Here is a 12,923-nt window from a genome sequence, read left to right on the forward strand (position 1 = left end):
AAACAGTGTTCCGTTGTGCGATTGAGTGAGAAATGAGGGGTTATCAACGCGCAATGGCGGCGAACACGCATACGTCTGGTCGAGCCTCTCCATCCGCCCGCCTTTGTCTGAATAGTCGGCTCGCCTGACCCAGTTGACACACACCGATGCCAGTTCGAAAGCAATTTTGAGCTGCTGGCGCTACCTCCGGACGGCTCGCAATCTGCTGTCGAGATAGGTGTAATCTAATCTATTCGTTTTTCGGATTGAAATTGTGCGATTAGGAATAACAATCGGCGTTTTTTGAATGAAAGAGAACCGGATCGACGTACGAGGAGAGTCTCGATTCCGTCAGCAATTCAACCATTTCCTCATTTTGAATAAATCAGGGGCTCAGCCATGCGCATAGCCGTAATCGGTGCGGGAGGTTTTGGAGGCTATTTTGGCGCGCGCCTCGCGCAAGGTGGCGCAGATGTTTGCTTCCTTGCCCGGGGCGCTCACCTAGCGGCTATGCGCGCGAACGGCCTGTTGATCGAGGGCGGCCCCGAGAGGATCTGCGCCAACCCTGTGACAGCCTCAGACAATCCCTCTGATCTCGGTGTCGCGGACTTCGTGTTGCTGGCTGTCAAGCTGTGGGACACGGAGATGGTCCTCGACCAGATCAAGCCGATGGTCGGCCCGTTCACGACGCTGATTTCGTTCCAAAATGGCGTGCTCAAGGACAACGCGCTACGAGACGCCTATGGTGCGGCCAAGATCATGGGCGGGGTCGGCTACGTTGCGACTACGATCGATCGCCCGGGTGTTATCCGGCAGACCGGACCGATGGAACGCCTGGTTTTCGGCGAGTTCGATGGCCGCCGCTCGGCGCGTGCCGAAGCCTTTCTGCACGCCTGCCTGAAGGGAGGCATCAACGCCGAACTCTCCACAGACATTCTGCGGGAGATCTGGGAGAAGTACGTATTTCTTGTCGGCTTGTCCGGCACCACTACCGCCATGCGAAGTGCGATCGGCCCGATCCGAGAGAATCGCCAGACGCGAGCGTTCCTGCTCGATGTCATGCGGGAGGTCGTTGCGGTTGGAAACGCCCATGGTGCGGAGCTCCAGGAGGATTACGCCGAGCGGCGCCTCGCGCTCGCGGATGATGTGGCTGCAGACATGACGTCATCGATGCATCATGACCTGCAACGCGGCAGGCCCTTGGAGATCCGGTGGTTGTCCGGCGGAGTAGTCCAACTCGGCAGTGCTGTGGGAATAACGACGCCGCTCAACCGCGCCATCGCCGATATCCTTGCACTATACGAAGCCGGCGCGCCTGCCACGCTCGAGACCAGGGCAATGGAGAGTTCCGGTGCCGCTTGACCGCGGGACTGCTGACCGTGATATGAAGATTGCGATGATCGAAGTCATCGTTGTCGCGATTCCGTTCGCAGGTGGGAGCAAGTCAGCCGAATCGGCCTGGGGGAAAAAGAACGCCAGTAGGGCGGACTCTCTCCTGGTCAAGGTAACAACCGAGGGCGGGGTTATCGGCTGGGGCGAGGCGTTCGGCTTCACCGCAATTCCGGCCGTCAAAGCTGCGATAGAAGAGGTTATCGCTCCCTTATGTATCGGTGTTAGCGCGTTGAACATCGGATCGTTAATGCTCGATGTTCAGAAACGCCTTCACATATTTGGTCGCAGCGGCGCTATCATGTTCGGGATTTCCGCGATCGATATCGCGCTATGGGACATCCTCGGAAAGGCAACCGGGCAACCGGTACACCGACTGTTGGGTGGTGCAGCAGTGTCGGAGCTGGCTTGTTATGCAAGTCTTGTTCGCTACACCGACCCGCAGCTTGTCGTCGAAAACGTCAATCGAGCTCTGGCCGATGGCTTCTCCCATCTGAAGCTCCATGAAGTTACCGTGGATGCAGTCCGTGAGGCGCGAAAAGCTGCCGGCGATAGCGTGGACATTACGCTGGATGTCAACTGTCCATGGACCGTGCGCGAGGCCCTCGACATGAGCGCTAAGCTGCGACCGTTCAATCTGCGCTGGCTGGAAGAACCCATTTGGCCTCCGGAGAACTTCGACGGTTTGGCTCGAATGCGTCGTGAGGGTGGAATTCCCATTGCGGCAGGAGAAAATGCTTCAACGCTGGTGGAGTTCCAACAGATGCTTTCTGCTGGCGCGGTCGACTTCGTCCAACCCAGCCCGGCCAAAATGGGAGGTATCTCTGAACTTCAGAAGGTGTTTGCGCTTGCCGCGGCAAGTGCGACCGTCGTGATGGTTCACACGTTCTATGACGGCCCCGGCTTGCTCGCGAGTGTACACGCAAGCGCCGCGCTAGGCTCGAAAGACTCCTTGGTGGAGTGGCGGTACTTTGACCTTGAGGCGCAGCTATACGGCGATGCAGTGCTGCCGAAGAACGGAATGATCACTGTTCCTCACGGACCCGGTTTGGGGTACGACCCGGATGCAGATGTAGTTCGGAACTTTGAAGTCCGAAGTTGAACTGTCCCTGTTCAAAGATCGGTGGACTAAAATATGATTAGCAAATGTCATCGAAAGGCAAGCCGGCTTGGAAAGACGTCCTTGCCGACGAGGTTCATAAACGCGCGCGAGCGCCAGGAGATTAGCTGTGCTGGATAACATCCCGTTGACTGTCGGTGTCGATCACGTCGGGCTTGCTGTGAAAGATCTCGGGCTCGCACGCGATTTCTTTTGCGGTTGCCTTGGCTGGAGAGTTGTTGGTGAGAACCAAAGTTATCCAGCGTCGTTTGTGTCGGACGGAAACGGCATCGTGACGCTCTGGCAGATCGAGGATCCGGAAAGCTGTGTGCCGTTCGACCGCCGTCGCAATATCGGTTTGCATCACCTTGCATTGAAGGTTGTGGACCGCAACGCACTTGACGTCTTGCACAAACGTGTCGCGGCGTGGCCTGGCACCATGATCGAGTTTGCGCCAGAACGATCAGGCAAGGGCTCTAAGGTGCACTTTATGGTGCGGGAGCCTGGCGGCACGCGGATCGAGTTCGCCTGCGTTTCTCCTGCCGCCACATAACCGATGTTCAAGACGATCCCGGCAACGTAATGAGCCCGTACGCGAGGTACATCGCTGCGGTGACTAACAGTGCCAAAGTCTTGAAGTTTCCTCTCAGACTGGCCGGGGTCTTCGGGCACCCGGCATTCTCTTGTGCTGGCGGCCACACGGCCTCGGCTATGTGAGTTCAGGCGCGGTAATGACGATCGGTGCAGCAGCCTCGCTGTTGGGAAGCATCCAACGCGCTGGTACCATCCGTTTCAGCTTAACCGGTGCTATGACCAGCTTTTGTCGCTTGCTTAAGTAAGAACGCCTATAACGTCCGCCGGACCAGTGAGTTTTTAATGAAGGGCGAGATCGCGACTGGAGCGTGAACTCTTTGCGGTGCTGAGGCTGACGTTAATTGTTGCGTACCGGTGTCTCTGTCGAAAGAGGCTGACGAGGATGGGGCAGACCTATGCGGCGGAAAAGCGGGGCGCTCGGAAAGAGGCACGCGGCACGGCACGTCAGTGTGATCCCCAGCTTGGCTCGTTCATTACTCCAACCGAAAAGCGGTGATGGCTTCTGTCATCTCGGCGAGAACGGGGGGTCATGGAGGGCGCTGCCGTTGATCTGGACAAGGTCACTCGAAAGATAAAGTCGGGAGGTTGGGTATGTCGAAAATCGAACTAACGATCAACGGCAAGGCTGTGTCAGCGGATGTCGAAGACCGGACGCTTCTGGTCCATTTGCTGCGCGAAAATCTCGACCTGACCGGGACCCATGTCGGCTGCGACACCAGTCAGTGCGGCGCCTGCATTGTCCATATCGACGGCAGGGCGGTCAAATCCTGCACTGTGTTGGCGGGACAGGCCGCAGGCTCCAACGTCACCACCATCGAGGGCATCGCCAAGGGCGACGAGTTGCACCCGATGCAGGCCGCCTTCCGCGACAATCATGGCCTGCAATGCGGCTACTGCACCCCGGGCATGATCATGTCGGCGATCGACATCGTACATCGCCACGGCGGCAAGCTCGACGAGGCCACGGTACGCCAGGAGCTCGAAGGCAACATCTGCCGCTGCACCGGCTATCACAACATCGTCAAGGCCGTGCTCGATGCGGCCGGACGCATGAAGGTTTCACAGGCTGCCGAATAGCCGCGAAGAGGTTCGCTCACATACGAGACTGCTGCGCTTTCGATGGAATGGCGGCAGACAAACTCCGATAGGGAGAACAGGACATGGGTGTTGAAGGCATTGGCGCCAGCGTCGTACGCAAGGAGGACAAGCGTTTCATCACGGGCAAGGGCCGTTACGTCGACGATATTAAGCTGCGGGGCATGACGTTCGCCCATTTCGTCCGCAGCCCGCACGCTCACGCAAAAGTCAAAAGCATCGATTCGTCGGCGGCTATGAAGCTGCCCGGCGTGATCGCCGTGCTGACCGGCAAGGAGCTGGTCCACGATAAGGTCGGCAATTTGATCTGCGGCTGGGCCATCACGTCGAAGGACGGCACGCCGATGAAGATGGGCGCCTGGCCGGCGATGGCGCCGGAGACCGTACGCTTTGTCGGACAGGCGGTCGCGGTTGTGATCGCGGACTCGAAGAACCTCGCCAAGGACGCGGCCGAGGCCGTCGTCGTCGAATATGAAGAGTTGCCGTCGGTCCCGGACATCGGGGCGGCGATCAAGCCGGGCGCGCCGCAGCTTCACCCCGAGGCACCGGGCAACGTCATCTATGACTGGGTGCTCGGTGACGAAGCGGCCACCAATGCTGCCTTCTCCAAGGCCGCCAACGTAGTGTCGCTGGACCTCGTGAACAACCGCCTGGTGCCGAATGCGATGGAGCCACGCGCGGCGATCGCCGATTACGACACCGCGGAAGAGCACTTCACTTTATATACGACCTCGCAGAACCCGCATGTCGCACGTCTGGTGCTGTCGGCGTTCTACAACATCGCCCCTGAGCACAAGCTGCGCGTGATCGCGCCCGACGTCGGCGGAGGGTTTGGCTCGAAAATCTACATCTATCCCGAGGAAATGGTGGCTCTGTGGGCGTCGAAGAAGGTTGGCCGTCCGGTGAAGTGGACCGGCGACCGGACCGAAGCGTTCCTCACCGATCACCACGGCCGTGACCACATCTCGAAGGCAGAGATGGCGTTCGACAAGGACAACAGGATCCTGGGGCTACGGGTTAAGACCCATGCCAATTTCGGCGCCTATATGTCGCTGTTCTCTTCGGCCGTGCCGACCTATCTCTACGCGACGCTACTATCCGGGCAGTACGTCATTCCTGCGATCTATGCCGAGGTAATTGGCGTCTACACCAACACCACACCGGTCGATGCCTATCGCGGCGCAGGCCGGCCGGAAGCGAGCTATCTGCTCGAGCGCATGATGGAGACCGCAGCGCGCCAGCTCAAGGTCGATCCGACGGAACTGCGCCGCAAGAACTTCATCACGGCGTTCCCATATCAGACGCCGGTGATCATGGCCTATGATATCGGTGATTTCGGTGCCTCGCTCGACGCAGCGATGAAGGCGATTGACTACGCTGGCTTCCCCGCCCGCAAAGCGAAAGCGAGGTCCGAAGGCAAGCTGCGCGGTATTGGCGTATCCTGCTACATCGAGGCTTGCGGAATCGCGCCGTCGAAAGCCGTCGGCAGCCTCGGCGCCGGTGTGGGCTTGTGGGAGTCCGCCGAGGTCCGCGTCAACCCTGTCGGCACTATCGAGATCCTCACGGGATCGCACAGCCACGGCCAGGGTCACGAGACGACGTTCGCGCAGCTGATATCGGAACGCTTGGGTGTCCCGATCAACCAGGTGCAGATCATCCACGGCGACACAGACAAGGTGCAGTTCGGCATGGGCACCTATGGCTCGCGCTCGCTCGCGGTCGGCGGCACAGCCATCATCAAGGCGATGGAGAAGATCGAGGCCAAAGCCAAGAAGATCGCCGCCCATGCGCTGGAGGCTTCCGAGAGCGACATCGTCATCGCGAACGGCGAGTTCAAGGTGACCGGCACCGACAAGTCGATCGCACTGCCGATGGTCGCGCTCGCCGCCTATACCGCGCACAATCTGCCCGACGGCATGGAGCCCGGCTTGAAGGAGACGGCGTTTTACGACCCGACTAACTTCACCTTCCCTGCGGGCGCCTATATCTGCGAACTCGAGGTCGATCCCGCTACCGGTAAGACCTCTTTTGTCAACTTCGTCGCCGCCGACGATTTCGGTCGGCTGATCAACCCGATGATTGTCGAGGGCCAGGTCCATGGCGGCCTCGCCCAGGGCATCGGCCAGGCGCTGCTGGAGGGCGCGGTCTACGACAGTAATGGCCAGCCGGTGACGGCGTCGTTCATGGATTACACCATGCCGCGCGCCGACGACCTGCCGTCGTTCAAGCTGTCGCACACGACGACGCTGTGTCCTGGCAATCCGCTAGGTGTCAAGGGCTGCGGCGAGGCCGGCGCGATCGGCGCTTCCGCGGCCGTGATCAATGCGATCACGGATGCAATCGGCAATAACAAACTGGACATGCCGGCGACGCCCGACCGCGTCTGGCACACGATCCGCCGCTGAGAGGGAGAACCAGTATGTACGAGACAACATATCACCGTGCCTCCAGCGTCGACGAAGCCGCGGCGATGTTCGCCAAAGGCTCGGAATCGAAATACCTTGCTGGCGGCCATACGTTGATCCCAGTGATGAAGCAGCGCTTAGCCTCGCCCTCCGACGTGATCGATCTCGGGAAGATCAAAGAGCTGATCGGCATCGAGGCGTCGGGCGATACGCTGACCATCAAGGCGGCGACTACACATTACGATGTGGCCAATAGCGGGCCAACGCAAAAAGTTATTCCCGCGCTCGCCTATCTCGCTTCCCTGATTGGCGATCCGGCCGTGCGGCATCGCGGCACGATAGGCGGCTCGATCGCCAACAACGACCCGGCCGCCGACTATCCGGCGGCACTCCTAGCGCTTGGGGCGATCGTGAAGACCAACAAGCGGTCGATCCCGGCAGACGATTTCTTCCAGGGCCTGTTCACGACCGCCCTAGCTGACGGTGAAATCATCACCGCCGTGTCGTTCCCCGTTCCGGCCAAGGCGGGCTACGCAAAATTCCCGCATCCCGCCTCGCGCTTCGCGTTAGCCGGCGTGTTCGTCGCCAAGACCAAATCGGGCGAGATGCGCGTCGCTGCCACGGGTGTATTCCAAAGCGGCGTCATGCGGGTACCGGCAATAGAGGCGGCGTTGGAGGTGGACTGGTCGGCAGCCGCACTCGACAACGTTGTGATTTCAGCAGACGGCTTGTTGAGCGATCTTCACGGTTCTTCGGATTATCGCGCCCACCTGATCAAGGTGATGGCACAGCGGGCGTTGGCAGTTTGAGTGGTCTATGTGCTGTCTGGGTGCATGCCGTACGGCGCTCTCGGCCTCTCCGGCGAGCCGCAACAACCGATCCGAGCATGCCGGAAGGCGTTCGCCCGCGGTCATGAGCACCAGAGAGCAACCTTGACGCTGCGAGAGCGCAACGCCGAGCCATTGCTCCAGTTGTTTGACGAGTGTCTTTACGGTGCTTTGTACACGGTGCAGCCTCAATGCCGCACGAAAAGCGCCTCCTTCACGCACAACTGCACGGAAGCTCTCCAGCGGCTAAGGGTCGATCGTTCTCCTATCGAGATATACCTGCCTCAAAAATTCATTTGTATGGGAGATGCATAGGTGGCTCAATCGCCCGGTTCAGAGAACCAAAATGACAGCTATCTCGAACCGGCTTACAAGAACTCTAAATATCAGGCATCCGATCATATCTGCGCCGATGCACTTAGCAGCGGGTGGCGTGCTGGCCGCGGCAGTTAGCAGAGCGGGCGGGCTGGGTTTAATCGGCGGCGGGTATGGAGATTCTACCTGGCTAGACGAACAGTTTGAAGCCGCTGCAGCTCAGCGGGTAGGCGTCGGCTTCATCACTTGGTCGCTTCGAAAATCTCCGTCGTTACTGACGGATGTGTTGAAGCGCAATCCGGCAGCAGTGATGTTGTCCTTTGGCGATCCGCGTCTCTTTGTCGACGAAATCCGTAAAGCGGGCGCGCTGGTTATTTGCCAGTGTCAAAATACCGATCACGTTTGGGATGCTATCGACGTCGGCGCCGACATCGTGGTAGCGCAGGGTGCCGAGGCAGGAGGTCATGGAGCGCTTCGCGGTACGCTTTCCTTCGTTCCGGAGACCGCTAATCTCCTTGCCGTCCATTCACCCAACTCAATGCTGCTTGCAGCGGGCGGCATCGCCGATGGACGAGGCCTTGCCGCAGCACTCATGCTAGGCGCAGATGGTGTTCTGGTCGGAACCCGTTTTTGGGCCTCGAACGAGGCGCTTGTGAGCGAACGGCATCACGAAGCTATCATAGAAGCGACGGGTGATGAAACAATACGCACGACGGTCGCTGATATCGCGCGTCAAATACCTTGGCCTCGCGGTTTCACGGCAAGAATTCGTCGTAACGCTTTCACGCAGCGCTGGCACGATCGTGAGAGCTTGCTTGAACAAAATGTCGCCGTGGAGGGACCTTGCTACAGACAGGCCTTCTCCGAGGGCGACCCCGACAATACAGGCGTCTGGTTCGGCGAAGCGGCTGGTCTGGTCAGCACTATCGAACCAGCCTCCGTCATCGTTGACCGAATGGCGACCGATGCAGCCAGCCTTCTTAGTGGCCAACGAGCCACGTCGCTAACGTGATGGACGGGTCTCATAAGGACATGATGATCATTGAGGTCCGATTGTCATTAGGATTGAATTCGAGGCGGAGACAGGTTCGCCGCGACTCGCGGAGGTGGTGCAGCTCGAAAGAGGAGCCGGCCGACGTCACCGCGCAAGAGAGGCGCGGGAGTTTACGGTCCTAGCGAGCACGCTGACGGTAACAAAGATAATTCTTCGAGCGGGCAATTTGAGCGGCGTATCGCTGTTGTTCAGCGACTTGGTACCATTGATTTCAAATCGACCGGTACTACGGTCGCTCCGTGCATTCGGCTAAGCTCCCAAATACAAGCTGTGGGCAATGCGGTGTGGAGGGAACATGCCGATTGATTTTGAGCTATCGAAAGAACAGCTCGGCTTGCGGATCCAGGCGCGCGAGTTTGGTGATCAGATACTGCGTCCGTTGATCGATAAGGTTGAGAGCGAGCCGATCCCCGAGAAGCGCTTCCAACTCACAAAAGAAGCCTACAAGGCTGCCTACGCCGATGGAAGTGCGTTCGGATTCCTACCAAAGAAGTACGGGGGCGCGGGCCTGAGTACGCTCGACTACGCGATCATTGCTGAAGAGTTGTGCGCAGTTGATCCAGGCGTTCCGACAACGGTGGTTGCCAATGGGCTGGGTCTGATGCCCGTCGTGTACTACGGAAGTGAGGAACAGAAGGAGCGCTTCCTTCGCGCGGCGACGTCGGACCCATCGGGAGAATTCGTTGCCGGATATGGTGTTTCAGAGCCGCCGGGTCGCCACAGCGGGACAGCAAACTTCGATGCCCCGCTTCCAGCTCCGGCAGGTATCGGCCTGACAGCGACACGCGATGGTGACGAGTATGTCCTCAACGGCCAAAAGTATTGGCCGAGCACGACTGGTGGCTGGGATGGACAAGGGGCGAATCTGAATCTGTTTGTCGTCCGCACCGATCCCAGTCGTGGCGGAAAGTCAGGCATATCGGCCATCATGATTGAGCGCGGTACACTTGGAATAAGTTACAAGGCGATCGACAAGATGGCGCATCACGGCGCCCGCAACGACGAAGTAATCTTTAAAAATGTTCGCGTGCCAGCGAAAAACCTTATCGAGGGAACCTTCGGTAATGGCGATCTACTGATAAACCGTAACTTTGGTTGGTCGGGCCCGTTGGTATCGGCCGCCGCGCTCGGAAACGCGCGGGGAGCCTATGAATATGCTTTAGAGTGGGCCAAAAACAACTCTGCGGGCGGCCCTGAGCCAATCATCAAATACCAAAACGTCGGCTATGTTTTAGGTGACGTCGCGACGAGAATTGAAGCGTGCCGGTACTTCGTTTGGAAGGCGGCTCACTATCTCGATAGCCATGACTATCATGGCGAGATGATTGGCGCGATGTGCAAGTCGTTCGTGACCGAGACCATGTTCGATTGTGTATATAAGTGTATGCAGGTTGTCGGTACGAACAGCGCTGATCGAAAGCTTCCATTCGCAAAGTTCTTCAAAGAATCGGCAATCTTCCCCATTTACGATGGCGGCAATTTCGGCATGCAACGACGGCGTGTACATGGAATCCTTGCTGACCCCGGTTACGATCCTCGTGCGCTTGCAGAGAACCGGCTCGTGGAGTTCACCAGGGACATGGAAGGTATCGATACAGTTCCGGGTACCAGTATTTGATTGATGTTGCTCGCGCCTTTGGTGGAGCATGCTCTGGTTCACGATGTGGACCAGGGCTTCGAAGTTATTTTGTTGAACGACGCGCACCAGTGACAAATGAGATCGTCCGCAGCGCAAAGGTGTTCTAGATGGTCTCCGAACCGAAGTGCAAGAAGGGCAGAGCAAAGGTTCCGCTGGTTTGTCACGCAAAGCATCGGTCAAACGAACGGCGGAAGAAGTCGTAAAAGGGAGCACGCGGTTGTTCAGAGCTGTACTTATCGAGAAGGACGAACGGGGATATCGCGCTGACGTGGTCGAGCTGCCCGAAAGCCGCCTCCCCGAAGGAGACGTGCTGGTCGACGTCGAATTCAGCACGCTGAACTATAAGGATGGGCTTGCCATCACCGGACAAGGCCCGATCGTCAGATCTTTTCCGATGGTACCGGGAATCGATTTCGCCGGCGTCGTCAGTTCAAGCTCCGATCCGAGGTTCGCGGCGGGCGACCGCGTGGTCCTTAACGGTTGGGGCGTCGGAGAACACCACTGGGGCGGATTGGCGCAGCGAGCCAAGGTCAAGGGCGACTGGCTGATCAAGCTGCCGGGATCGATGCCTTCCCGTCGCGCGATGATCATCGGCACCGCCGGCTACACGGCAATGCTATCGGTTATGGCGCTCGAAAAATATGGCATTCGCCCCGGAGCAGGCGATGTACTGGTGACCGGCTCCAGCGGCGGTGTAGGCAGTATTGCGATCATGCTGCTCGATAAGCTCGGCTTTCGTGTCGTCGCATCGACCGGCCGGCGCGAAGAAGAGCCGTATCTGAAGAGTCTGGGAGTTTCCGAGATCATCGATCGGACCCAGCTCTCGCAGCCTGGCAAGCCTCTACAAAAGGAGCGCTGGATCGCGGCGATCGACTCAGTCGGCAGCCATACGCTGGCCAACGTGTGCGCCAGCATCAGGGCGGACGGCGCGGTGGCCGCGTGCGGCATGGCACAAGGTCTCGATTTCCCTTCCAACGTCGCTCCGTTCATCCTCCGCGGTGTCGCGCTTTTCGGCATCAACAGCGTGACACGCCTGAAGGCAGAACGCATCGAGGCCTGGACTCGGCTGGCTTCGCTACTGACCGAAGCGGACCTCGAGAGGACTGCGATGGAGGTCGGTTTGAAAGACGCCGTAGCGACCGCCGGCCGCCTTATGAGCGGGCAAATCCGAGGACGCACGGTCGTCGACGTCAACCGATAGGCCGGGCAACGACACCCACGATAGCGGAAATCGCTCTGCAATCACATCAGTCGCTCTGGAATGACGGGGCACTAGAGTCCCTGTATCGTTGCCGTGCCAAGCCCAGGGCTCGTGATGTTTCAGTTCGCGCAGCCTCGCCGCCGCGTTGGTGGCGACAAGGCATTCCGCGATCTGAAAACGAGATAAGGCTATCTAAATCATTCGTTTTACAGAGTTGCGATTGTCGAATCACTTGGCACAAGGTCCAACGGCCGAGAGGTGTTCAAGATCGCGTTTAATCGCAATTGATTCCGCTCGTGCTGAATTGCCGAACGCAGATTGGGTGCGACCGTCGAACTCTTCTATTGCACTTAGTTTGCTGTCGTGGCGGGCAAACCCCATACGTAGGTTTAGAAGAACCGCCTTCTGAAATTCGCTACGAGTTAGATGTTTCCGATGGGTATCGAGCGTTCTGCGCAAGCGATCTAATACGACCCCAGCCTCCGTCTAGGCCTCGGTTGTTTCCCCCGAACCTTGGCCACGGCGGATCGTACCGAGCCTTCCCCTCGCGTGCTTCGTATAGGATGCTTGCGTGAAGGGCCGGTGGCGCGTCTTGCCACCGGCCCTTTTTTTGTGGCTGAGTTTCGTGCTTGGTCCGCATTTCCGCCATTCGCACGACTTCTGCCAAGGACCGACCTTCCATTTTTTATCAGATGTCTGCGGCGGTTTTTCACGGTGACTTCGCTGAGTGTCGCTTCGCCGAACCGCTAGGTGACATCCGCAGCTGCATCGCATCCATGTAGCATGCCCTAGCCTTCATGGTTCTCGATGCTTCCAGGGTGACGAAATGGGCCTACCGGGCAGCACCACGTTTCCAGATGATGTCGGACCGCCCCACGACCTAGCTTGCGCCATCCGATTCCCCCGGGCGAAAGAAGTAGATCGTTCTCTGTTGCAGTAGGCGTGGTTTCATTTCCCTGCCGCCCGGTGAACCGATCGATAGTGTTTCTCCCAATTTAGCCTGGACTCCTCGGACAATCCGCAGTGCTTGCCCGAGACACGACGGCTGGCGCATTGGTCGACCCTTTTGCGAAAGCGACGTCCAAGGGCCTGCGCTCCTTCGCGCGTTCTTGCCGTCTATCACTTCGATTACCATAACTACTCGCCGCTCATGTCGATGTTGCACTTGGTCAAGGCCGATCTTGAGAGGACGTTCAGCGCTGCCTGATATTATTGATTAGCCCTCATTTGATCGGTGTAAGCCAGCGTGATTCCTTCCAAAAACGCTGTTTTGACCGACGGCTACCCCAAATTCGACTCACAAATCGAGCTTGCGAAACCTGCCGT

General features: G+C 58.5%; 10 protein-coding genes. 9 read left to right on the forward strand and 1 reads right to left on the reverse strand.

Translation table 11 applies throughout. From position 1 onward, the window contains the following. Positions 1-378 precede the first annotated feature (378 nt). The 6 genes from BUA38_RS29190 (at position 379) to BUA38_RS29215 (ending at position 7,370) form a co-directional block, all read left to right on the forward strand. Positions 379-1,341: a ketopantoate reductase family protein gene (locus BUA38_RS29190; protein WP_072823432.1), complete on the forward strand. Its 963-nt coding sequence runs from the start codon at positions 379-381 to the stop codon at positions 1,339-1,341. A gap of 34 nt (positions 1,342-1,375) precedes the next feature. Next, positions 1,376-2,470 (forward strand): mandelate racemase/muconate lactonizing enzyme family protein, encoded by a 1,095-nt coding sequence (locus BUA38_RS29195; protein WP_197685883.1) that lies wholly within the window; start codon positions 1,376-1,378, stop codon positions 2,468-2,470. A gap of 127 nt (positions 2,471-2,597) precedes the next feature. Further along, positions 2,598-3,020: a VOC family protein gene (locus BUA38_RS29200; protein WP_197685884.1), complete on the forward strand. Its 423-nt coding sequence runs from the start codon at positions 2,598-2,600 to the stop codon at positions 3,018-3,020. A gap of 632 nt (positions 3,021-3,652) precedes the next feature. Next, entirely contained in the window at positions 3,653-4,138 is a 486-nt protein-coding gene (locus BUA38_RS29205) for a (2Fe-2S)-binding protein (protein WP_072823434.1), read from the forward strand. An 83-nt stretch (positions 4,139-4,221) separates the two neighbouring features. Beyond that, positions 4,222-6,561: a xanthine dehydrogenase family protein molybdopterin-binding subunit gene (locus tag BUA38_RS29210; RefSeq protein ID WP_072823435.1), complete on the forward strand. Its 2,340-nt coding sequence runs from the start codon at positions 4,222-4,224 to the stop codon at positions 6,559-6,561. A gap of 14 nt (positions 6,562-6,575) precedes the next feature. Next, the gene (locus tag BUA38_RS29215) at positions 6,576-7,370 is read left to right on the forward strand and encodes an FAD binding domain-containing protein (RefSeq protein ID WP_072823436.1); all 795 of its coding nucleotides are present in this window, start codon (positions 6,576-6,578) and stop codon (positions 7,368-7,370) included. Here the strand turns inward: BUA38_RS29215 and BUA38_RS38870 are convergent. Then, the gene (locus BUA38_RS38870) at positions 7,278-7,631 is read right to left on the reverse strand and encodes a helix-turn-helix domain-containing protein (protein ID WP_083587823.1); all 354 of its coding nucleotides are present in this window, start codon (positions 7,629-7,631) and stop codon (positions 7,278-7,280) included. The genes BUA38_RS29215 and BUA38_RS38870 overlap by 93 nt on opposite strands. A 103-nt stretch (positions 7,632-7,734) precedes the next feature. Between BUA38_RS38870 and BUA38_RS29225 the strand changes: the two genes are divergently transcribed. From BUA38_RS29225 to BUA38_RS29235, 3 genes are all read left to right on the forward strand, one after another. Next, positions 7,735-8,715 carry an NAD(P)H-dependent flavin oxidoreductase gene (locus tag BUA38_RS29225; protein ID WP_072826524.1) on the forward strand — a complete coding sequence of 327 codons (981 nt, stop codon included), beginning with the start codon at positions 7,735-7,737 and terminating at the stop codon, positions 8,713-8,715. A 337-nt stretch (positions 8,716-9,052) separates the two neighbouring features. Continuing rightward, positions 9,053-10,375, forward strand: a complete 1,323-nt coding sequence (locus tag BUA38_RS29230) for an acyl-CoA dehydrogenase family protein (RefSeq protein WP_072826525.1) — start codon at positions 9,053-9,055, stop codon at positions 10,373-10,375. A gap of 238 nt (positions 10,376-10,613) precedes the next feature. Then, complete coding sequence (locus BUA38_RS29235; RefSeq protein WP_072826526.1) at positions 10,614-11,597, forward strand: MDR family oxidoreductase; 984 nt, start codon at positions 10,614-10,616, stop codon at positions 11,595-11,597. The last annotated feature ends 1,326 nt before the right edge of the window (positions 11,598-12,923 follow it).

The sequence above is a fragment of the Bradyrhizobium erythrophlei genome (genome assembly GCF_900142985.1).
Classification (GTDB): Bacteria; Pseudomonadota; Alphaproteobacteria; order Rhizobiales; family Xanthobacteraceae; genus Bradyrhizobium; species Bradyrhizobium erythrophlei_B.